The sequence below is a fragment of the Anaerobacillus sp. 63XJN7_4_ISO-PGPR-S23-413 genome (assembly GCF_056173725.1).
Genome location: NZ_CM149688.1, coordinates 1,630,231 through 1,650,832, shown reverse-complemented (window position 1 = coordinate 1,650,832; position 20,602 = coordinate 1,630,231). Strand labels below are relative to the sequence as shown.

At 39.4% G+C, this 20,602-nt stretch carries 19 protein-coding genes; 5 read left to right on the top strand and 14 right to left on the bottom strand.

Going from position 1 to position 20,602, the window contains the following annotated elements:
* Positions 1 to 4: 4 nt before the first annotated feature.
* From AC0VYO_RS08975 to AC0VYO_RS08960, 4 genes are all read right to left on the bottom strand, one after another.
* Positions 5 to 1,318, bottom strand: coding sequence for a dihydrolipoamide acetyltransferase family protein (locus tag AC0VYO_RS08975; RefSeq protein WP_475368888.1), 1,314 nt, complete (start codon positions 1,316 to 1,318; stop codon positions 5 to 7).
* A 99-nt stretch (positions 1,319 to 1,417) separates the two neighbouring features.
* A complete protein-coding gene (locus AC0VYO_RS08970) occupies positions 1,418 to 2,395 on the bottom strand; it encodes an alpha-ketoacid dehydrogenase subunit beta (protein ID WP_159782242.1) in 978 nt (325 codons plus the stop codon).
* A 3-nt stretch (positions 2,396 to 2,398) separates the two neighbouring features.
* Positions 2,399 to 3,481: a pyruvate dehydrogenase (acetyl-transferring) E1 component subunit alpha gene (gene pdhA, locus AC0VYO_RS08965; RefSeq protein ID WP_194221270.1), complete on the bottom strand. Its 1,083-nt coding sequence runs from the start codon at positions 3,479 to 3,481 to the stop codon at positions 2,399 to 2,401.
* 537 nt (positions 3,482 to 4,018) lie between these two features.
* The gene (locus AC0VYO_RS08960; RefSeq protein WP_475367213.1) at positions 4,019 to 4,690 is read right to left on the bottom strand and encodes a YkyA family protein; all 672 of its coding nucleotides are present in this window, start codon (positions 4,688 to 4,690) and stop codon (positions 4,019 to 4,021) included.
* 420 nt (positions 4,691 to 5,110) lie between these two features.
* Here AC0VYO_RS08960 and def point away from each other — a divergent pair, with 420 nt between their 5' ends.
* On the top strand, positions 5,111 to 5,653 hold the full coding sequence (gene def / locus AC0VYO_RS08955; RefSeq protein WP_475368887.1) for a peptide deformylase: 543 nt from the start codon (positions 5,111 to 5,113) through the stop codon (positions 5,651 to 5,653).
* Between the two features lie 48 nt (positions 5,654 to 5,701).
* Here the strand turns inward: def and AC0VYO_RS08950 are convergent, their stop codons facing one another.
* Both AC0VYO_RS08950 and AC0VYO_RS08945 read right to left on the bottom strand, forming a co-directional pair.
* A complete protein-coding gene (locus AC0VYO_RS08950) occupies positions 5,702 to 6,478 on the bottom strand; it encodes a Cof-type HAD-IIB family hydrolase (RefSeq protein ID WP_475367212.1) in 777 nt (258 codons plus the stop codon).
* A gap of 57 nt (positions 6,479 to 6,535) precedes the next feature.
* Complete coding sequence (locus AC0VYO_RS08945) at positions 6,536 to 7,441, bottom strand: DMT family transporter (protein WP_475368886.1); 906 nt, start codon at positions 7,439 to 7,441, stop codon at positions 6,536 to 6,538.
* A gap of 430 nt (positions 7,442 to 7,871) precedes the next feature.
* On the opposite strand from AC0VYO_RS08945, the gene AC0VYO_RS08940 reads away from it, so the two are divergent.
* Together AC0VYO_RS08940 and rnjA are read left to right on the top strand one after the other, a co-directional pair.
* On the top strand, positions 7,872 to 8,081 hold the full coding sequence (locus AC0VYO_RS08940) for a DNA-dependent RNA polymerase subunit epsilon (protein ID WP_194221265.1): 210 nt from the start codon (positions 7,872 to 7,874) through the stop codon (positions 8,079 to 8,081).
* Between the two features lie 3 nt (positions 8,082 to 8,084).
* The gene (gene rnjA, locus AC0VYO_RS08935) at positions 8,085 to 9,752 is read left to right on the top strand and encodes a ribonuclease J1 (RefSeq protein WP_194221264.1); all 1,668 of its coding nucleotides are present in this window, start codon (positions 8,085 to 8,087) and stop codon (positions 9,750 to 9,752) included.
* Between the two features lie 51 nt (positions 9,753 to 9,803).
* Here the strand turns inward: rnjA and AC0VYO_RS08930 are convergent, their stop codons facing one another.
* The 6 genes from AC0VYO_RS08930 to AC0VYO_RS08905 form a co-directional block, all read right to left on the bottom strand.
* Positions 9,804 to 10,469: a potassium channel family protein gene (locus AC0VYO_RS08930; protein ID WP_194221263.1), complete on the bottom strand. Its 666-nt coding sequence runs from the start codon at positions 10,467 to 10,469 to the stop codon at positions 9,804 to 9,806.
* A gap of 104 nt (positions 10,470 to 10,573) precedes the next feature.
* Positions 10,574 to 11,599, bottom strand: a complete 1,026-nt coding sequence (locus AC0VYO_RS08925) for a cytochrome d ubiquinol oxidase subunit II (RefSeq protein ID WP_194221262.1) — start codon at positions 11,597 to 11,599, stop codon at positions 10,574 to 10,576.
* Positions 11,600 to 11,625: 26 nt separating this feature from the next.
* Positions 11,626 to 12,960, bottom strand: coding sequence for a cytochrome ubiquinol oxidase subunit I (locus tag AC0VYO_RS08920; RefSeq protein WP_475368885.1), 1,335 nt, complete (start codon positions 12,958 to 12,960; stop codon positions 11,626 to 11,628).
* 273 nt (positions 12,961 to 13,233) lie between these two features.
* Positions 13,234 to 15,036 (bottom strand): ABC transporter ATP-binding protein, encoded by a 1,803-nt coding sequence (locus tag AC0VYO_RS08915; RefSeq protein WP_430241959.1) that lies wholly within the window; start codon positions 15,034 to 15,036, stop codon positions 13,234 to 13,236.
* A gap of 14 nt (positions 15,037 to 15,050) precedes the next feature.
* On the bottom strand, positions 15,051 to 16,805 hold the full coding sequence (locus tag AC0VYO_RS08910) for an ABC transporter ATP-binding protein (RefSeq protein WP_430241961.1): 1,755 nt from the start codon (positions 16,803 to 16,805) through the stop codon (positions 15,051 to 15,053).
* A gap of 294 nt (positions 16,806 to 17,099) precedes the next feature.
* Positions 17,100 to 17,645: a peroxiredoxin gene (locus AC0VYO_RS08905; protein WP_098443217.1), complete on the bottom strand. Its 546-nt coding sequence runs from the start codon at positions 17,643 to 17,645 to the stop codon at positions 17,100 to 17,102.
* A 331-nt stretch (positions 17,646 to 17,976) separates the two neighbouring features.
* On the opposite strand from AC0VYO_RS08905, the gene AC0VYO_RS08900 reads away from it, so the two are divergent.
* Together AC0VYO_RS08900 and AC0VYO_RS08895 are read left to right on the top strand one after the other, a co-directional pair.
* Positions 17,977 to 18,774 carry a mechanosensitive ion channel family protein gene (locus AC0VYO_RS08900; protein WP_370314489.1) on the top strand — a complete coding sequence of 266 codons (798 nt, stop codon included), beginning with the start codon at positions 17,977 to 17,979 and terminating at the stop codon, positions 18,772 to 18,774.
* 63 nt (positions 18,775 to 18,837) lie between these two features.
* The gene (locus tag AC0VYO_RS08895) at positions 18,838 to 19,047 is read left to right on the top strand and encodes a ChaB family protein (protein ID WP_194221258.1); all 210 of its coding nucleotides are present in this window, start codon (positions 18,838 to 18,840) and stop codon (positions 19,045 to 19,047) included.
* Positions 19,048 to 19,084: 37 nt separating this feature from the next.
* On the opposite strand, the gene AC0VYO_RS08890 is transcribed toward AC0VYO_RS08895, so the two are convergent.
* Positions 19,085 to 19,327 carry a YkuS family protein gene (locus AC0VYO_RS08890; protein ID WP_430241964.1) on the bottom strand — a complete coding sequence of 81 codons (243 nt, stop codon included), beginning with the start codon at positions 19,325 to 19,327 and terminating at the stop codon, positions 19,085 to 19,087.
* Positions 19,328 to 19,483: 156 nt separating this feature from the next.
* Positions 19,484 to 20,599, bottom strand: coding sequence for an N-acetyldiaminopimelate deacetylase (locus AC0VYO_RS08885; protein ID WP_430241966.1), 1,116 nt, complete (start codon positions 20,597 to 20,599; stop codon positions 19,484 to 19,486).
* Positions 20,600 to 20,602 lie beyond the last annotated feature (3 nt).

The following is a 20,602-nucleotide window of genomic DNA, read 5'->3' as shown; positions in this document are numbered from 1 at the left end:
ATTATTACGCCTCCATCATTAAGAGTTGTGGATCGTTCAACAGACGCTTGATGTGGTTAAGAGCAAGTTGTGCTGTTACGCCATCAATAAGTCTGTGGTCGTAGCTGATCGATAGAGCAAGAACAGGTGCAGCAACGATTTCTCCGTCGATAACAACTGGCTTCTCCTCAATACGACCAATACCAAGAATAGCAGCATCCGGGTTATTGATGATTGGTGTAAACCATTGACCACCAGCAGAACCCAGGTTAGAAATAGTACATGTGCTACCTTTCATATCGTCCCCTGATAGTTTACCATCGCGAGCTTTTTTAGCCAACTCATTAATTTCAGATGAAACATTAAGAAGTGGCTTACGGTCTGCTTCTTTCACAACTGGAACAACTAGTCCAGCGTCAGTGTTAGCAGCGATACCGATGTTGTAGTAATGCTTGTGTACGATTTCGTCAGTAGAATCATCAATAGATGCATTCAACATTGGGAATTCGCGAAGTGCAGAAACAAGTGCTTTTACAACGTATGGAAGGTAAGTTAGCTTCACATCTTTGTCTGCAGCATATTGTTTGAACTTCTTACGGTGAGCAACAAGATCTGTTACAACAATTTCATCCATGTGAGTTACGTGTGGAGCAGTATGCTTCGAGTTAACCATTGCTTTTGCAATTGCTTTACGCATACCTTTCATCTTCTCACGAGTTTCTGGTTGTGCAGATGCTTGTGGCTGTGCTGATGTAGTAGAAGCTTCTTGCTTCGCTTCAGCTTTTTCTTCTGTCGCTGCTGGAGCTTCAGAAGCTGCTTCGCCTCCACCATTCAAGTGAGTGTCGATATCTTCTTTCACAACGCGACCATTCTTACCAGAACCAGATACTTTCGAGATACTTACGCCGTTTTCACGAGCATACTTACGTACTGCTGGCATAGCGATAACTCGCTTAGTAGGATCTGTTTCTTCGTCATCTTCAGGAAGTGGTTTTGATCCAGCGCTGTCTTCTTTCGCTTCTGATTTAGCTTCTGCTTTAGGAGCTTCTTCTTCAGCTTGTGGCTGTTCAGCTGTTGGTTCTTCTTCTGCATCTTCATAACCTTCTGCGTCGAAAGTGATGACTACATCTCCAACAATAACAGTTGCACCTTCTTCAGCGTGAACTTCTTTAACTGTTCCGTCTACTGGAGAAGGGATTTCAACAACAGCTTTGTCGTTTTGTACTTCTGCAAGAATATCGTCTTCTTTTACTTCATCTCCGGATTTAACAAACCATTTTACGATTTCGCCTTCATGGATACCTTCACCGATATCCGGCATCTTAAATTGAAATGCCACGGGACTTCGCCTCCTAATTGTAGAAAAATTTTGCTCATATAAGATCTGAAGCGAAGCGCATAGTGCGGCTTCACTTCATGTTTTTTTATAAAATGTTAATTAGAAATTAACTACTTGTGTAGCTTTTTCGATGATATCAGTGTGATCAGGAAGCCATACATCTTCAGCAGCTGAGAATGCGAATACAGTATCAGGTGCAGCTACGCGAAGAACTGGTGCTTCAAGGCTTAGGATTGCGCGGTCGTTGATTTCTGCTACAACGTTAGCTGCAATTCCTGCTTGCTTTTGAGCTTCTTGAACAACAATTGCACGGTTTGTTTTTTCAACAGAGGCAATAATTGTATCGATATCGAGCGGGCTAACCGTACGAAGGTCGATTACTTCTGCACTAATGTCGTTCTTTTCAAGCTCTTCAGCAGCTTTAAGAGAAGCCTGAACCATCGCACCGTAAGTTACGATTGTGATGTCAGTACCTTCACGTTTTACTTCAGCTTTACCAATTTCAATTGTATATTCTTCTTCAGGAACTTCCTGACGGAAAGAACGATAAAGCTTCATGTGCTCAAGGAAAATAACTGGATCGTTATCACGAATCGCAGAGATAAGAAGTCCTTTTGCATCATAAGGGTTTGAAGGGATAACGACTTTTAGTCCTGGCTGTTGCGCCATTAGACCTTCAAGGCTATCCGCGTGAAGTTCTGGTGTTTTAACGCCGCCACCAAATGGTGAGCGAACAGTAATCGGCGCGTGGAAAGAGCCGCCTGAACGATAACGAAGACGAGCCATTTGACCGGAAATAGCATCCATTACTTCGTATACAAATCCAAAGAACTGAACTTCTGGGACTGGACGGAATCCAGTAAGTGCAAGTCCGATAGACATACCACCGATACCTGATTCAGCAAGCGGAGTATCGAATACGCGATCTTCGCCAAATTCCTTTTGAAGTCCTTCTGTCGCACGGAAAACGCCGCCGTTTTGACCTACGTCCTCACCGAATACGAGTACGTTCTCGTCATTTTTCAACTCCGTACGCATCGCATCAGTGATTGCTTGAATCATTGTCATTTGCGCCATAGCTTACTTCGACTCCTTTGCACTATATTGTTCGTATTGTTCACGAAGGTTCTGTGGAAGCTCTTCGTACATGTTAGAAATAAGATCCGTTACTTTTTGCTTAGGAGTGCCATCTGCTTTTTTAATAGCAGCTTTGATTTCTTCCTTCGCTTTATCGACTACTTCGTTTTCTTTTTCTTCAGACCAAAGGTTTTTGCTCTCAAGATACTTGCGGAAACGAACGATTGGATCTTTCTTTTCCCACTCGCTATCTAGATCTTCAGAACGGTAACGAGTTGGATCGTCACCAGCCATTGTATGTGGACCATAGCGGTAAGTCATTGTCTCGATTAGAGTTGGACCTTCGCCATTAATTGCGCGCTCACGAGCGTCAGTAACTGCTTTATAAACAGCAAGAACGTCCATACCGTCTACTTGAACACCCTGGATACCAGCTGCAACTGCTTTTTGAGCGATTGTTTTCGCTGCAGATTGCTTTTCAACTGGAACAGAGATTGCAAAGCGGTTGTTTTGCACAACAAAGATAGCTGGAGCAGCATATGCACCTGCAAAGTTCATTCCTTCATAGAAGTCACCTTGTGAAGCACCACCGTCACCAGTGTAAGTGATCGCTACGTTTTTCTTGCCTTTTTTCTTAAGTCCAAGTGCAACACCAGCAGTTTGTGTAATTTGAGCACCGATGATGATTTGTGGGCTCAACACGTTCAGGCCATCAGCCTGGTTCCCTACAAAGTGACCACGAGAGAATAAGAATGCTTTATATAATGGAAGACCGTGCCAGATGATCTGTGGAACATCACGGTAACCTGGAAGAATCCAGTCCTCTTTATCAAGTGCAAACTGACTTCCTAGTTGTGAAGCTTCCTGTCCTGCAGTTGGTGCGTAGAAGCCAAGACGTCCTTGACGGTTCAAAGAAATTGAACGCTGATCAAGAATACGTGTGTACACCATGCGGCGCATTAGTTCTTGAAGCTGCTCATCTGATAGTTCAGGCATTGCTTCTTTGTTCACGATTTCGCCATTTTCATTTAGAATCTGGAACATTTCGAATTGGCCTTCGATGTTTTCGATGGTTTTTGTTCCCATACCTTTCACCTCATCCTTTCATTCATAAAGAGATAGATTATTGAATTGCAATAGTGCAATTGTGAGTGGGTCGTTCAGTTTACAGACATAACTAGCATGTCCATTTCAACGTTATTAAATGACAAATAGCATTCATTAAATTGGATTACTTAAGACAACACTCAATGTCATACCCTTAATCCTGAAGAAATAATCCCTAGCGCTATGTATTACTGCGAATAATAGTCTGTATCAGTAAGATTAAGGAAGTGCTTCTCTTCATGAGTAAGTTCGTTTTTAAGTTTACAATACAGTAAGTTTCAAGTCAATTAATTGATTTAATTATTGCGTGTTAAAAGATGAAAACCAAACTGTTACATTACATAATCCCACACTGTACTAGTGTAAATAATTAGGAACACCATATTTGAAGTCGTTCATTTTGTTAACACTTTACCTTTTTTCTTTGGTGGTGGACTATCACCCGCTTTATCAAAATCGGGCTAAAATGGAAGAAAACGATCTAAAAAGAACCGCTCAACTTGAGCGGTTCTTTGGTTATTCTGAATAGTTTACGTCTAATTCTGCTGATTGATAAAACGCTTTTTTCGCTTCATTAAACTCAGTTGTATATTTATTGAACTTTTCCTTATGCTCAGACACTTTACTGTACTGATCATTTACAACCTTAATTTGTTCCTGAAGCTGTTCTAATGTAAGTTCTTTATCTTGAAGTGAACTGTAGAGCTTCTTGTCTTGTTTCACTGCTTCTTCATATTCTTTATTGAGCTTTTCATAAGCTTCATATCGCTTATCCATCGTCTCAATAAGAGCCTTAGCGTCCTTTTTAGCAGCATCATCTTCAAGATCTTCTGTTAGATCTTTAATTTCTTCAAATTCTTTGTAAGCTTCATCTATACTTTCTTTTTCCTTTTTTAAGTACTCAAGTCTTTTATCCGTATTTTCTTCTGCTTGCTTTGAAAGCTTTTCGACTTCATCGAACTCATCCATACTTAGTGCAACAATGTCATCATAAATTTCTTGTTCCTTTTTTTCTGCTTTAGCTAACGGTTCTTGTTGTTCCCGAAACTGATCTTCAAGTGCGACCGCTTCTTCTAAATGATCATACATTTTTTCTTCTGTACTACCACCGAATTGACAACCCGCTAAACCAATTAAAAGAAAACAGAAAAAAAGAGAAATAATTCCCAAACGATATTTACGTAGCAAAAAAAGTCCCCCCACATATCCAATTCATACCAATTGATTTTACATCACTGATTACTATACCACAAGACAGTTCTCAATAGAATACTCCATTTTTATAACCCCCCAAAATAATCAGATTGCATTCCCATTCATAGACTAATCGTTCTAGACTTTTATTTTAGAGCCTTGCTCATCTATACTTTCCTTTTAAGCTCATCATCTTTATTATATAAGGTTAGTAAGACATGCAATTTAAAAGGATTTTCAGTTATGTTGGGTTGTGCTAAACTATCACTATTGTAAGATTTTAATGGTGATGAAATAAGGAAAACCACTTTTCAAAAAAGTTTGCTTGAGTCAGAGCAATTTCTTTATTCCCTCCATAAAGTTGAATATACTTAATATTAGAATGACCGTTTTTGAATAGGAGTGAATGATGATATGTTAACTATGAAAGATATTCGCAGAGAAGGAGATCCAGTTCTTGAGAAAGAAGCGAAAGAGGTTGATCTTCCTGCATCAGAACACGATAAACAAACTTTAAGAGAAATGCTTGAGTTTCTTAAGAATAGTCAGGATCCTGAAACTGCACTTGAATATGAACTGCGCTCAGGTATTGGTATTGCAGCACCACAAATTGGCATTAGTAAACGAATGATTGCTGTCCATGTGTCTGATCACAGAGGCACTTTATACAGCTATGGAATTATGAATCCTAAAATCTTAAGCCATTCAGTTGAAAAAACCTATTTAGATGGTGGCGAAGGGTGCTTATCTGTGGATCGTGAAGTACCTGGTGCAGTACCGCGGTATGCACGCATTACCGTAAAAGGTGTGGACGCTGAAGGAAATCCTCTTAAGCTAAGATTGAAAGGGCTACCTGCCATTGTTGTCCAACATGAAATTGACCACCTTAATGGGGTTATGTTTTATGATCGAATTAATAATGAAGAGGCAAGTGAACTTTCTCCATTAGGAAACTAATTTAAGAAGCATTAAAAAAAGGATCGCAATTATTGCGATCCTTTTCTATTATAGTAGTCCAACTTTTTTAAGACCTTTTTGAATACCGTTTTGGTCAACTGGGTCAGTCACTATATCAGCCACTGCCTTTACTTCATCATATCCATTTCCCATCGCTATACCCGTTCCTGCAAATCTCAACATTTCTAAATCGTTCAACGCATCTCCAAAAGCATACGTATTTTCACGTTTAAAACCGAGATGGTCGATCATAGCTTCAATTCCTCTTGCCTTTGAACCACCAGGAGGGATCACATCCATTGAATAATCATGCCAGCGGATAAAATCGAGGTTACCATATGCATCGCGATATCCATCCTCTTCTTTACTCTCGCAGAACAATAGCGCCTGGTAAATATCTCTTGAATGATAATAAGAAGGATCATATCCAGGATAGTGCATCTTAAGATCATCCATACTCTTTATAATATGTGGGTGCTCATCGTGATTACTCATCATTGCTTCATGATCGAGAAAGACCATTGGATGACCATTTTTCCTTGCTTCTTCTTCAAGTACAGTGATTTCGTCACGACTAAGAGGGTTCGTTAAAACAACCTTTTCTTGATGTTTCACATACTGACCATTAAAACTAATAAACGTATCTATCCCAAGGTCCTCTCTTAAATCTGCAAACATAAAAGGAGCTCTTCCGGTAGCAATCGCTACATGGACACCTTTTTCCGTTAAAGCTTTTAATGACTCTCGTGTTGAAGATGGGATTTGTTTATTATGATCAAGAAGGGTCCCATCGATATCAAAAAATACAATTTTCTCATTGTGCATTATTTTCACCTATCTTCACTAATTTTTCTATAAACACTAGCCAAACTATACAGGTAATCAAGCTGACTTGTTTATAGACTTTACCTCGCGATTTGCTTTCCTACCCGACATGTAGACGCCAGTAAAAATACAAAGCAGTCCGATAATCATAGGGAACGTAATCACTTCATTTAAATAAACACTACCCCAAATCAAAGCTGTCACTGGTACAAGATATGTCACAAGAGTGGCAAACTCTGCACTCCCCTTCTGAATCATATAATAGAAAAGTAAATAAGCGAGACCTGAGCCAAACACACCTAGTCCAATAAGCGATATTAGAATATCACGTTGAAGCAGGAAGGTAAACTCGATGCCCCCATCTCCAAACAGGACCATTAATAATCCCCCGCCCACTGCGCCAATCGTAAGGGTTATAAATGACAAAACATCAACAGGCACATCTTTCAAATTCTTTTTCGTGTATTGAGAAGCAAAGCCATAGCACCCTGTTGCAATGAGCATAGGTAAGATCCCCCATACATCTCCCTGAACTAATTCTTGAACATCCAGGTCAATGAGAAAGAGAATTCCAATAAACCCTACGATGATTCCCGACCATTGCTTTTGATATAGAATTCTTCCGAAGAAAAGCGCACCAATCACGCTTGTAAAAAGGGGTGTCGTTGCATTAAGTGTAGCAGCGAGACTGCTTGTAATTCGCTCTTCGCTTAATGCAATCATTCCCCAAGGAATGAGCGCATTCATTATCCCAATGGTGATAAGGCTTCCCCAGGGTAGGTCCTTCCTCACTTGTTTAAGACGTCTTCTAATCAGTAAGTACATGAATAAAGCCAGTGCGCCTAGCAAACATCTAAAAAACACTACTCCCCATGGCCCTACAAAAGGTACTATTAATTTTATGAACATGAATGACATGCCCCATATTAAGCTAAGTGAAATAAGTGCGGCATAAAGTCTCATTGGTACCTCCTTTGTATGTGTACTCCTGTATAAATAGCCCTATGTATTTATAGCTTTACGTAAAGCTAATCATCCCTTATGCTATACCACTATCTTATGTTACATTAAATGGCACCAAGTGTCTTCGGTTATGACATCCACCTTTTCCCAAATTAATTCAACCATCGTTGATAAATACTAGGCTTAGTTATCAAAAAAAGGAAGGATGAGCATAATGTATCGTAAAATGAAACGTAAACTGATTAAAACCTGGAGAAATGTGCTATTTCCACAACCGAAATATTCCATTGATTAACCTAATTTGCACATAAATTCATGCAAATTCTCCTATTTCTTATGGAAATGTGGTTAGAAACATGAAAAAGAAACCAATTTCCTATATAATAAACGAAGATGCACACAAATTGTCTGAGTTAAGGAGAGATTTAGAATGATTTATAAGGTATTTTATCAAGGCACTAAAAAGGAGGTTCCTGTAAGAGAGCGAACAATGAGCCTTTACGTAGAGGCTACTTCTGAACGGGAAGTTCGCTACAAGCTTAAGGAACGCGATATCAATATCGAATTTATTCAAACCGTGGAAGATGACTTCTTAGAGTTTGAGCAAAAATCAGAGCACTTTGAATTGGAGAATGTATAGACTATGAAATTTGTTAAAAATCATCAAACCGCCGTTTTCGCTTTAGGTGGACTCGGAGAAATCGGTAAAAACATGTACGGTATTCAGTTTCAAGACGAAATTATTCTTGTTGATGCGGGAATTAAGTTCCCTGAGGAAGAATTATTAGGAATTGACTACGTTATTCCTGATTATTCTTATCTCGTAAAAAACCAGGATAAGATTAAAGGTCTTTTTATTACGCACGGTCACGAAGATCATATAGGCGGCATCCCCTACTTACTTCGTGAAATTAATGTTCCTATTTATGGAGGAAAGCTCGCTTTAGGATTTATTAGAAATAAGCTTGAAGAGCATGGCCTTCTACGTGGAGCATCCCTAAATGAAATTACAGAAGAAGATATTATTAAATTTAGAAAGACTTCTGTTATGTTCTTTAGAACAACACACAGTATTCCGGATTCCTTTGGGGTTGTTGTTAAGACACCTCCAGGTAATATTGTTCATACAGGAGACTTTAAGTTTGATTTCACACCAGTCGGTGAACCAGCTAACTTAACAAAGATGGCTGAGATTGGTAAAGAAGGCGTTCTAGCCCTTCTTTCTGACAGTACAAACAGTGAAGTACCTGGATTCACAATGTCCGAGCGTCGCGTTGGTGAAACCATTCAAGATATCTTTAGAAAAGTAGACGGACGCGTTATTTTCGCAACATTTGCATCCAATATTCACCGTCTACAGCAAGTGGTTGAAGCAGCTGTCGAAAATGGACGTAAAGTAGCTGTATTTGGTCGTAGTATGGAGTCCAACATTACAATTGGACAGGAACTTGGCTATATTAATGCGCCTAAAGATACGTTCATTGATGCCAATCAAATTAATCGACTACCTGAGAACAAAGTAACAATTCTTTGTACAGGAAGTCAGGGTGAGCCAATGGCTGCTCTATCTCGAATTGCGAATGCAACGCATCGTCAAATTCAAATCATTCCTGGAGATACAGTTGTCTTCTCTTCTTCACCTATCCCTGGTAACCAGGTAAGTGTATCAAGAATCATTAACCAGCTTTCTCGTGCAGGCGCTGACGTGATTCATCATAAACTAAGTGACATTCATACATCTGGTCACGGTGGTCAAGATGAGCAGAAGCTTATGCTTCGTCTCATTAAGCCAAAATTCTTTATGCCAATTCACGGTGAATATCGCATGCTGAAGATGCATACGAAGCTTGCTCAGGATTGCGGAATTCCACAAGACCATTCCTTTATTATGGATAATGGAGAAGTACTTGCTCTAAGTGAGAATGAAGCTTCGATTAGCGGTAAGATTCCATCTGGATCTGTTTATGTAGATGGTAAAGGGATCGGGGATATTGGAAACATTGTTCTTAGAGACCGTAAAATTCTCTCTGAAGAGGGTCTAGTTATTGTCGTTGTCTCCATTAACATGAAAGAGTTTAAGATTCTTTCAGGTCCAGATATCATTTCACGAGGATTTGTTTATATGAGAGAATCTGGTGATTTGATTAATGATGCTCAAGAGCTATTATCGAAACATCTTAATGGTGTCATGGAAAAGCGTACAAGTCAGTGGTCTGAAATTAAAAATGAAATTACAGATACTCTTGCACCATTCCTATACGAGAAAACGAAACGTCGCCCTATGATCCTTCCGATCATTATGGAAATTTAATTATACAAAAGAGCCTGTCGCGAAAAGCGACAGGCTCTTTTTTGTTATTCACTAATCTCGGTTCAAAATTTGGCGTTCAAGGCGATTAATGTCCTGATCTGATCCTATTACAATAAGAATGTCTCCTTTGGAGATCTTCTGATCAGCTTGAGGAGATACAATAATCTCATCACCTTTTTTAATGGCGACAATATTGGCACCATACTTCGCTCGAATATCAAGTTCAATAATCGTCTTATTATCCATTCTAGAGTTAGCAATAAGCTCAACAATGCTGTGTTCATCAGATAGCTCTAAATAGTCTAAAACGCTATTTGAGACCATACTGTGTGCAATTCGGACACCCATATCACGTTCCGGGTGGACAATCTTATCAGCACCGATCTTATTCAAAACCTTCTCGTGATAATCATTTTGTGCTTTAACCGTAATTTTGCTAACGCCAAGCTCTTTTAGAATTAAAGTTGTTAAAATACTTGATTGAATGTTATCCCCGATCGCTACGATAACGTGATCAAAGTTTCGAATACCGAGGTTCTTTAGAACACTCTCATCTGTTGAATCTGCGATCACAGCATGTGTAGCCACTGAAGAAAATTCATTCACTTTATCTTCATCCATATCAATTGCGAGGACTTCCATCCCCTGCTGACTTAGTGACTTACAAATGCTTCCTCCAAAACGGCCGAGTCCAATTACGGCAAACTGCTTTTTCAACGCACACTCCTCCTACTCATTCAGAAAGAAACGCGCGCCAGCAAATATGCTGACGCACTATCAATACTATCCTACCACTCTTATCATCAGTGTCAATATTCTCTCTAAGACTTATTATTCTTATTCCCTTTGACATACTCTGCATCAAATAAAAAGAGTCTCATCAGCAATATTAAAGAAGGAACTAGGAGAAAGAGTCCTGCAATAAAAGCGAAGACTAGGTAGATCCCCGTCGTTTCATTCGTATATCCTGAATAGATTGTAATATAGTCATACAAAATCCACGGTAGATGTGATATACCGTATCCAAAGAACGCGAAGAAAAATTGCAACATAACAAAGATAAAAGCCGTACCATATCTTTTCCGATTGAAAATGAGATATGTTGCAACAAGGAAACAAAAAAGAGATGCGATAAAGAACCAGGCATAATCAAGAATTCGCTCAAAGTGAACTGGATTATGCTGCTGAAGAGCTACGAACACAAGTATACTAGATAAAATGGTTGGAGCGCTCCAGAACAGTGCATATTTTCTTAAAAGCTCAAGCGCAGGTTGATCATTCGCTCGACTAGCATAATAAGTTAGAAAGGCGGCGCTAATAAATAGAACCGATACGATCGCTAAGAGCACGACTGACCAGGAGTAAAAGCTTGAAAATAATTCCCCTGCCAAAAACTTAACTTCACCGTTCACCTCTTCAATAAATCCACCTTCTGATAAAGTTAACGCTGTGGACAGAGAAGCTGGAATTAGTAATCCTGTCACTCCATATAAAAAAGTATAGACTCTGCTTTTCTTTGCGCCGTAATTTCCAAAGGCATAGAATGAGCCTCGAATGGCAAGTAGTATGATCGCGATACTACCTGGAACAAGCAAAGCTGTTCCATAATAATAGGCAGTATCAGGGAAAAAGCCTACTAGGCCAACAAAAAAGAAAACAAAGAACACATTCGTCACTTCCCACACCGGGGATAAATAACGACTAATAATTTTATTAATAATATGATCTTTTCCTGAGAGTTCTCCATAATAGGCAAAGAATCCTGCCCCGAAATCTATCGAGGCTGTGATCAAATACCCATATAGAAAAACCCATAGTACCGTTATTCCTACTAATTGAATGTCCATATTTTCACCCCTCTCAATCGAAGCAATTATTTCAATTTAGCGATTTCCTCAAGTTCATTCTCAGCTGGATTAGTATTGAACATTTTCTTAAGAACAGTAACAGTAAGCGTTCCAAGAACAATGTAAAGAAGAAGGAATAAGATAAACATCCATCCGACGCTATCCGCAGTTGTTGCAGCTTGTCCTGTTCTGAGAATATCCCATAAGATCCATGGCTGGCGGCCTACTTCTGAGAAAATCCATCCAAATTCAATCGCAAGGACTGAGAGTGGTCCCGCCAAAACAATTAACCGTAAAAACCATTTGTTTTCCGTGTTAAATCGTTTTAATCTTAGCGCAATCACGTAGAAAAAGGTTAAAGCAGCGAGAAACATTCCGATTCCGACCATCCCGTCAAAAAGGTAATGAATAAATAGCGGTGGCACTTCATCTTCAGGTACTTGATCAAGTCCCATTACTTCCGCATTTGGATTACCATGAGCAAGGATACTTAAAAAGTTTGGTAATACTAACCCATATTTGACTTCATCCGTTTCTTTATCGAGAAATCCGCCCACGACAAGATCTGCATTTTCAGATGTTTCAAAGTGCCATTCTGCGGCTGCAAGCTTACTTGGTTGATATTCAGCTAAAAATTTACCAGAAAAGTCACCAATCACGGCCGTCCCAACCGCAAAGATAAATCCTGCGGTCATTGTAAGCTTTAGAGCTTTCCTATAATAAGTACTACGCTTACCCTTAAGCATTTTAAATGCCGTTATGGCAGCTAGTACAATAGCAGAAGTAAGGTATGCCGACATGACCACGTGGCCTACTTTCGTTGGTGTTGCTGGGTTGAACATCGCTGCGAGTGGTTCAATATTTGTTAATACACCATCAACTATATCAAACCCCTGCGGAGAGTTCATAAAAGCATTTACAGTGGAAATAAAGAAAGCAGACAGTGTAGAGCCAATTACAACCGGAATTGATATAAACCAGTGATAGATCGGTTTTTTGAATCGATCCCACGTATAAAGATAAATTCCAAGAAAAATTGCTTCAAAGAAGAAAGCGAACGTTTCAAGGAATAACGGTAAACTAATGACCTGCCCTGCTAACTGCATGAAATTCGGCCATAAAAGTGATAGTTGGAGCCCTATTGCTGTACCAGTTACAACACCAACAGCAACGGTAACAACGAATCCTCTAGCCCAGCGGCGCGCTAGCAATGTGTAATAAGGATCGTTCCGTTTAATCCCTATCCATTCAGCAAGGCTAATTAATAATGGGACACCAACACCTAACGTAGCAAAAATAATATGAAAACCTAACGTTAGACTTGTTAATAGACGACTTAGAGTCGCTGAATCTAGTTCCAAATTGTTCATCCCCTTTGTACCAATTTCTTATCATCTGTTACTCAACTTCCCTTATCATTCACAATAGAAACGATTGTACCTCTGAATTACACTTTTATTATGGCTCATTCGCGAGATTGTGACAAGTATCACAAACTGTATAATTCCGAAACTTTTTTTCTTGTTAATATTCTGTTCACATTTAGATTAACTTCTGTATTTTTTTCGTTTTACCTCCATTGAAATGTCTGATTCATATTAATGGACAAAAAAAGAAGCCTACTTGGCTTCTTTCTATACAGCGTCCATCATATTGAATTGTGATTTAACAAGCTCATAATACGTTCCACCTTTTCGCATAAGCTCAGTATGATTTCCTTGTTCTAATATGCGTCCGTGGTCGAGAACAATAATATTATCTGCCTCACGAATCGTTGAAAGCCTGTGAGCGATCATGATTGCCGTCCTGCCTTCCAAAACAACATTTAGTGCCTTCTGTATTTTCAGCTCTGTCTCTGTATCTATACTTGCAGTTGCCTCATCTAAAATCAATATTCGAGGGTCCGCAAGAAGTGCTCTCGCAAACGATAATAGTTGTCTTTCACCTACTGATAGGACGTTACCTCTTTCTTCTACCTCTGTTTCATAGCCATCACTCAAGCGCTGAATAAAAGGATCAGCTCCTACTGCTTTAGCTGCTTCCTTCACTTCTTCATCGCTAGCGTCCGGACGTCCAAATCGAATGTTTTCAATAATTGTACCTGAAAAAATGAACGTATCTTGCAAAACGACGCTGACTTTCTCACGTAAGCTATCGAGTTTAACGTCTTTAAGGTCCGTTCCATCAATCCGAACTGTTCCACTTGTAGGATCATAGAAACGGCTTATCAGATTAGCGATTGTTGACTTCCCTGATCCAGTATGACCCACAAGCGCAACGGTGTCACCAGCTTTCATTGTTAAGCTCATTTCATGCAGAGCTTTGCGGCTTTCATCATATGAGAATTCAACATTTTCAAATGTGATTTCGCCTTTCATTTCCTTAAGCTCTTTCGCATTTTCCTTTTCTGGTACATTCGGCTGTTCATCAAGAAATTCGAAGATTCTCTCAGACGAAGCCATCGCAACGAGAAGCTGATTATACACTTGACCAAGTCGAGAGATTGGTTCCCAGAACATCCCTAAGTAGAAAGCAAATGTAACAAATACTCCGTAGTCCATCCCATTTTGAATAAGATAAACCCCGAACCAAATTAATATTGCTGTACCAATGGCATTGGACATTTCAACAAAAGGTCTGAAAATCGCACTCTTTTGAGTCGCGTCTTTCCAACTAGCATAGTTTTCATGATTAACGCCCTGAAAAAATTCCATATTTCCTTTTTCCTGCGTATACGATTGAGTCACTCGAATTCCTTGAATACTTTCATTCAAATGGGAATTCAGCTTGGCTTGCTTAATACGAACTTGTTGCCAGGAACGACGAATACGTTTTCGCAAGCTCGTAGAAATGAGAAACATGAGCGGTAAAATAATCATAATAGCTAGTGTTAACTGAGGACTTAAGACAAACATGATGACAATGATTCCTAACAATAGAACAATATCCATGAGGAGATTAATAACCCCATTCGTAAATAACTCCTGCATGGAGTTCACATCATTAATTACCCTGACAAGAATAGAACCTGCCGATCGTTTATCAAAAAATCCATGCGACAAGCGCTGAATATGTTTAAACAACCCTTGTCTAATGTCGTAAATAATGTATTGTCCAAGCTCATTCGTCCATTTTATTCGATATGAGTTGGCAATCCAAGAAATCAAATACAATCCAGCTATGCCAATAATTAATTGAATAAGCAATGTTTGATCACGATTTTTGATCGCATGGTCAAATAGTAATACCCCAATAAAAATCGGTACGATCAATCTAACAGCCGTTGCTAATAACATTGAAATGATTGCTTTTGGCAACAAACTCTTCTTGTAAGGCTCCATGTATTCAAGCAAGCGCGACATTTGTTTCCAATTGAATTGTTTTTCAATTGCCGTATCTTGAGAGTAATGGAACCTTTCTCTACGATTTTGTTTCAATCCTTCACCCCATTTCAACCAGTTTGTCTGGCCATGATCTCTTTACGATCTTGATATTGTATATCATAAATATTTCGGTAGTAGCCGTTTTGATCAATGAGCTCTTGATGTTTTCCTCGTTCTACAACCTCACCTTCATTTAACACGATTATTTCATCTGCATGTTTCAAAGAAGAAATTCTATGTGCAATAATGAACGTTGTTCTTCCTTTCATAACCTCTTCAAATGCTTTTTGGATTTTCACTTCCGTTTGCATATCAACTGCGCTTGTAGCATCGTCAAGGATGAGAATACTAGGATCTGTTAGGATGGCACGAGCAATAGCAATACGCTGCTTTTGGCCACCAGATAGCCCCATTCCACGTTCGCCTAGTACCGTATCATATCCCTCTTTCATTTCCATGATGAAATCATGCGCCTGCGCTCTTTTTGCCGCATCCTGTATGGCTTCAAAAGAGATATCGGGATCACCATAAGCAATATTATCTCGTATTGTAGACGAGAACAAAAACGTCTCCTGAAGGACCACACCAATATTTTTCCGAAGCGATTTCACTGTATACTCTTTAATATTCCGTCCATCGATTACTACTTCGCCTTCGTTAGGTTCATAAAATCTTGCAATCAATTGGGTAATCGTTGTTTTACCTGCTCCCGTAGCCCCAAGTAAGCCAATCGTTGTGCCTTTTGGAGCATTAAACGAAATATTCTTAAGTGCTTCGTCATCATCAGAAGCATATTTGTGTGTGACATTCTCAAATGACACGTTCCCTTCAAGACGTTCAACATCCAACGCACCATCTCGATCATAAATATCTTCAGGCTCATCTAGAATCTCAAGTAAACGTTCTCCTGATGCTTTGGATTGAGAAAACGTATTGATGACGAATCCAAGGTTCATGATTGGCCAGATAATATACCAAACAAGACTAAAGAAAGCCACTAACTCACCAGGTTTAAGCTGGTTTTGAAACACAAGATATCCCCCATATGAAAGCAAGAAAACAACGCATAAATTCCCGATAAACTCCATGAGCGGGAAAAATTTAGCCCAAATGTATGATGTTGTTAAGTAGTTATCACGATAGTCCGTATTGCTGTCAACAAACTTATTGATTTCAAAATCTTCTCTTGATAATGACTTTACCGTATTAATGCCACTAATATTCTCTTGTACTTTCGTATTCAACCGCGCCATTGATTTACGAATTCCTCTAAACGCTGGGTGAACTCTCTTATCGAATCGATAAACCACAATCGCGAGAAATGGGAGCATTCCAAGCGTAACTAACGCAAGCGGAATAGAGTATCCAAACATCACGATTAAACTAAAGCTTACGATAAGAACAAAGTTGATCACTTGTGCGAATCCAAATGATAAGAAAAACCGGAACCCTTCTACGTCAGCCGTTAAGCGTGACATTAAATCCCCAGTTTTCGCGTTATCATAATAACGAAAAGGTAAATATTGAAGTTTTTTGTAAAGCTCCTCTCGAAGTCGATACACTGCTGTTACTCCAAACAAGTCCCCTAGATATTGTTGGAAAAACGTAGCAGTCCCTTTTACGATCATGATTCCTATGAAACCAAATGCAAGATATGGTACCCATTTGTATTCTTGCTTTAGAATGACATCATCAATTGTAAATTGAAGAAGCATAGGATAAAGGACTGTGATACCCGTGACAAAAATAAGGGAAAATACGGACCATAGAAAAAGCTTTTTGTATGGCCAATAAAAATCTTTCAATCTTTTAAACGTTTCCATTCCAACACCACCTTCAGCCAGTAAATAGTCATTAAAAAAATAGTGACAATATACATAATATATCGGAATTCGAAATAAATAACCACCTATTAGGCCTAAAATTCGGAATTATTTAAATAGGGGAATGCTCCTTAGATCGAGAAGATATTTACAATCATCCAGCTGAACAGTTCTTGCAGCAATTTTTTTCAAGCAGACAACTTAAATTCGAAGGTAACATTCGAGTGATTAGCTATTATAAGTCATACAAAAACCCCAGAGAGCAATGCTCTCTGGGGTAGGTTGTTTTCTATCTTATTTAAGTGTTTCTTGACCTGGCTTCCAGTTAGCCGGGCAAAGTCCACCAGTTTGTAGTGCTTGAAGTACACGTAGTGTTTCGTCTACGTCACGGCCAATGTTGTTGTGGTTAACAACAGAGTATTGAAGTTCGCCTTCAGGATTGATGATGAATAGGCCGCGAAGTGCAACACCTTCATCTTCAATAAATACGCCGTATTCTTTAGAAACTTTATGGTTTGTATCTGCAGCAAGTGCATAGTTAAGATCACCAAGACCATTGTCGTTGCGGTCTGTGTTAATCCATGCAAGGTGTGTATGGATTGTATCAGTAGATACTCCGATTACTTCTGCATCAAGATCGTCGAATTCTTCGAAACGATCGCTTAGTGCTGTAATTTCAGTTGGGCATACGAATGTGAAGTCCATTGGATAAAAGAAAAGGACTGTCCATTTATCGTTCTTCATATTTTCTTCAAGGCTTACTTTGCCAAATTCTTTGTTTGTCATAACTGCTTCCATTTCGAAGCGAGGTGCTTGTTTTCCTACCATGCGTTCTACCATGTGTAAATCCCTCCTAGAAAATATCCTGCGGCTTTCGCCCACAAATGACATTATAGTACACGAGTTATTTTTAGTCAATGTTAAATAATAATTAATTTAATGTGGGTTAATGACCTTCCTCCACTATCGTACCCACGTTTACCCCTCACTAAACAGGGTAACTTTAGTATAGCGAAAATCATTTCATTCGTCTCGTCTTAACACTTCACTTGAATTATCATGACAATTTTCGCTATAATTTGACCGAGTGCTAATCCTACATAATGTAGTGAGAATTAAAGGAGGAAGTCTATTGAACTTTGTTGACAACATTAATTGGGAAGGTTTCTTAATGGATACTGGCTTAATTATCCTGAAGTTAATTGCTATCCTAATCATTTATGCAATTGTAAAAGCGATCGGAAATCGTTTCATCGAAAGAACCTTTACTCAAGTATCAGAGAAGCAGAACATGAGTCCAGGGAGAGCAAATACTTTAAAAAATTTATCAAAAAGTATTTATACGTATATTCTACTCTTCATGGTTGTTGCGATCATCTTTGAAACCTTTGGCTTTGATATTAAAGCGCTAATCGCTGGTGCAGGTATTATTGGCCTCGCTGTCGGCTTTGGAGCCCAAGGTCTCGTAAGTGATGTGGTGACAGGCTTCTTTATCCTTCTAGAGAAACAAATGGACGTTGGCGATTACGTAACTGCTGGCGGCTTTGGAGGAATCGTAGAAGAAGTCGGGCTTCGCACAACCCACATTCGGTCGTTTGATGGGACATTGAACTATGTACCAAACCGCGAAATTAGCTCATTAAGCAACCATTCACGTGGTAATATGCGCGCTCTTGTAGATATTGGTATTTCTTATGATGACAATATTGATGAAGCGATCCGTGTGATTCAGAAAGTGTGTGACAACGTTGCGGCTACAAACGAAGCTGTCGTAGAAGGACCAGATGTTCTAGGTGTTCAAGGTCTTGGTTCTTCAGATGTTGTTCTTCGCGTTCTATGCCGCACTCAGAACATGGAACAATGGGGCGTTGAGCGTCAGCTACGGAAAGAAATTAAAGAAGCTCTTGATGCAAATGGCATTGAAATCCCATTCCCTCATCAAGTATTCATTGAAAAGAAAGAACAATAAGCGTTTGCCCCTTCCTTTCATTGGGTAAAGATATCACAGATCTTTCAAAGGAGTGTGATCATATTGCCTTACAATTCTAAAAGCGAGTTGCCAGATCAAGTGAAAGACAACTTGCCTTCGCACGCACAGGATATCTTTAAAGAAGCGTTCAACTCCGCATCTGATCAATATGATTCTGAGAAAACAGCTTTTAAAGTAGCATGGAGTGCTGTGGAGGAAAAATACGAAAAGAATGATAATGGAAATTGGGTCAAAAAGAATAACAATAGCTAAAGAAAATGAACCTCTACCTAGGTAGAGGTTCATTTTTTCATTGATAACGACTGTCCACCTGCTGACATACTTGATCAGCTGTCATGCCATCTGCGTTAATAACTGCCCCGTTCGTGCTTGCATTTTGCATGCCCATCACATTTTGATCTTGACCAGACACAACACAACAGTCACAACCATTTGCATCACTTTCTTGTTTAAAGGATACAACCTCATACCCTTTCGCTTGCAAAGCTTGAGCTACATCAGATAGCGTATCTTCTACAGCAATTCGTTTCATTTCCCTCGCTCCTTATGAATATGTAATTTCTAACTCTATTATTTTGACCAACGTTTTATGAATTATACGTATAGCATTCATCAGAGAAAAACTCAGTTATTATGTCAATCTATAAAACAATAACCCCCAGGCATTAGCCTGGGGGTTATCAGTTTCTTAGTTTGCAACCTTATTTAAATAAGAAGTTAACGCAAGATACGCCGTTTCAATCGCAGACTCATCAGGTTTGAGTGTAGATGTATGCAGACCGGCTGGAGAATTCACTCCTAGCCAGAACATAAATCCAGGAATCTCCTTTAGAAAATACCCAAAATCCTCACCAGTCATCGCTTCTCGACATTCCACTACGTTGACATCTTGAAGCTTTCTCGTTTCTTCCATAAAAGATTGTACCAGCTCGGCATTGTTCGTCACCTGGTAATAATTAGAGCCATAATCAATAGAAGCAACACATTCAAATGATGCCTCGATGCCTTTTACGATAGCTTCAATACGGTGCTTGACTTGGGACATAGAATCAGCAGATAGAGTACGGATTGTACCTTCTAACCTTGCCTTTTCTGCAATGATGTTTTGCTTCGTGCCTCCGTCAATTTTCCCTACTGTTACCACAGCTGAGTCAAGAGGATCTACATTTCTCGCTACAATAGATTGGAACTGAGTAACGAGATGGCTAGCGGCAACAACCATATCACGTGTATGGTGTGGATACGCTGCATGACCCCCCTTTCCTTCTAAATCAATGAATAACTCAGAAGTATTGGCAAAGAGCAATCCTGGGCGTGTGGCAATCGTGCCTACAGGGTACTCAGGTGCAATATGCAACGCAATCATTTGATCCGGCTTCCATGCTTTAAACTCATCACTTTCAAGCATTGGCAAAGCTCCGCCAGGACCTTCTTCTGCAGGTTGGAAGACAAACAGCAAATTGTCTTTTACGGAATGAGTTGAATAGTACTCAAGAACGGAAAGAGCAATCGTCATATGAAGATCATGTCCACAAGCATGCATGAACCCTTCATGCTCAGACTGAAAATCATACCCGGTCTCTTCTTTGATTGGTAACCCATCGATATCTGTCCGATATCCGATCGTTTTTGAAGGACTTTCTCCATTTACAAATACAAGGATACCCGTTCTCCAGGTTTTCACCTGGAGACGGTCCTGTGGGAGTTTTTCTATAAACTGAAGAAGATAACGATGCGTTTTCACTTCCTGAAAGCCAATTTCAGGAATGCGATGCAGGTCTCTTCGTACGGTTTTGATGTCCATTAA

Bases quoted from the DNA above. Each gene is read 5' to 3' on its own strand.
- AC0VYO_RS08945 (WP_475368886.1), bottom strand. From the start codon at position 7,441: ATGAGACTTTATGCCGCACTTATTTCACTTAGCTTAATATGGGGCATG.
- AC0VYO_RS08970 (WP_159782242.1), bottom strand. From the start codon at position 2,395: ATGGCGCAAATGACAATGATTCAAGCAATCACTGATGCGATGCGTACG.
- AC0VYO_RS08940 (WP_194221265.1), top strand. From the start codon at position 7,872: ATGATTTATAAGGTATTTTATCAAGGCACTAAAAAGGAGGTTCCTGTA.
- AC0VYO_RS08885 (WP_430241966.1), bottom strand. From the start codon at position 20,599: ATGGACATCAAAACCGTACGAAGAGACCTGCATCGCATTCCTGAAATT.
- AC0VYO_RS08905 (WP_098443217.1), bottom strand. From the start codon at position 17,645: ATGGTAGAACGCATGGTAGGAAAACAAGCACCTCGCTTCGAAATGGAA.
- AC0VYO_RS08910 (WP_430241961.1), bottom strand. From the start codon at position 16,805: ATGGAAACGTTTAAAAGATTGAAAGATTTTTATTGGCCATACAAAAAG.
- rnjA (WP_194221264.1), top strand. From the start codon at position 8,085: ATGAAATTTGTTAAAAATCATCAAACCGCCGTTTTCGCTTTAGGTGGA.
- def (WP_475368887.1), top strand. From the start codon at position 5,111: ATGTTAACTATGAAAGATATTCGCAGAGAAGGAGATCCAGTTCTTGAG.
- AC0VYO_RS08950 (WP_475367212.1), bottom strand. From the start codon at position 6,478: ATGCACAATGAGAAAATTGTATTTTTTGATATCGATGGGACCCTTCTT.
- AC0VYO_RS08900 (WP_370314489.1), top strand. From the start codon at position 17,977: ATGGATACTGGCTTAATTATCCTGAAGTTAATTGCTATCCTAATCATT.
- AC0VYO_RS08890 (WP_430241964.1), bottom strand. From the start codon at position 19,327: ATGAAACGAATTGCTGTAGAAGATACGCTATCTGATGTAGCTCAAGCT.
- pdhA (WP_194221270.1), bottom strand. From the start codon at position 3,481: ATGGGAACAAAAACCATCGAAAACATCGAAGGCCAATTCGAAATGTTC.
- AC0VYO_RS08925 (WP_194221262.1), bottom strand. From the start codon at position 11,599: ATGGACATTCAATTAGTAGGAATAACGGTACTATGGGTTTTTCTATAT.